The organism is Klebsiella indica, assembly GCF_005860775.1.
Classification (GTDB): Bacteria; Pseudomonadota; Gammaproteobacteria; order Enterobacterales; family Enterobacteriaceae; genus Klebsiella; species Klebsiella indica.
In genome coordinates this window covers 1-752 of sequence record NZ_VCHQ01000075.1, presented here as the reverse complement: position 1 = coordinate 752, position 752 = coordinate 1, and the positions used below count along the sequence as shown (strand labels likewise).

At 53.6% G+C, this 752-nt stretch carries 1 protein-coding gene; it reads right to left on the bottom strand.

What is annotated here, in order from left to right; all coding sequences use genetic code 11:
• A partial coding sequence (locus FE839_RS24525; protein WP_138363277.1) for an IS630 family transposase occupies positions 1-677 on the bottom strand: 677 nt, incomplete at its 3' end.
• Between the last annotated feature and the right edge of the window lie 75 nt (positions 678-752).

Sequence of the window (752 nt, the reverse complement as noted above, 5' to 3'; positions counted from 1 at the left end):
ACTTTGCCCGTACCACTGTGCAGCGCACCGGCAAGATAGTACTTTTCATTCTGCCCCGGCGTGACAACGCGTTTTTGCTGCCCGCGTAACTGCCAGTCAGCGCCGATTTTGGGATTGAGGTGGATATCCACTTCATCTTCGTAAAACACCGGGTGTTCTGTGCTACAGCTGGCTAACGCCACATTAATCGCTGCCATTTTTTCTTCCTTATTCGGGTCCCGGATACGCAGTGTTGGCGCTGCTCTGCACCATACCAGTCCGGCAGCAGGTAACCATCGCCGGATGGTTGAAGCATGTAGCGGACAACCGGTGACATCACGGATTTTTATCGCCAGCAGTTCGGTACTCCAGCGGGAACGCTGATAACCAAAATCGCCGGGAGAATGCTTAACGAGCTCACGCAGCAATGCACAAATATGCTCGAACGGCCAGCGTCGGGAGCGTCCTGCGGGTAAGGATTTCAGGCCTTCAATACCTGAGTGCGTAAACCAGTTAATCCAGCGACCAACGGATGAACGGGCACAACAGAGTGTTCTGGCAACATCGCTGACCCGTTCACCCCGATGAAGCATCAGCATAGCCGTTAGCCTGCGGGCATGATTTTTATCGCGAGTTTTATGGATAGCTTTCTGCATCAGGCGTCGTTCGCCACGGGGTATTGGGGCTATGATCGGCATCGCTCAGTCCGGTTGGTGATTTGGGATATTCAGCGATTGATCAGATCGCATAAACCGGACTGAGTTCCCCCTGAG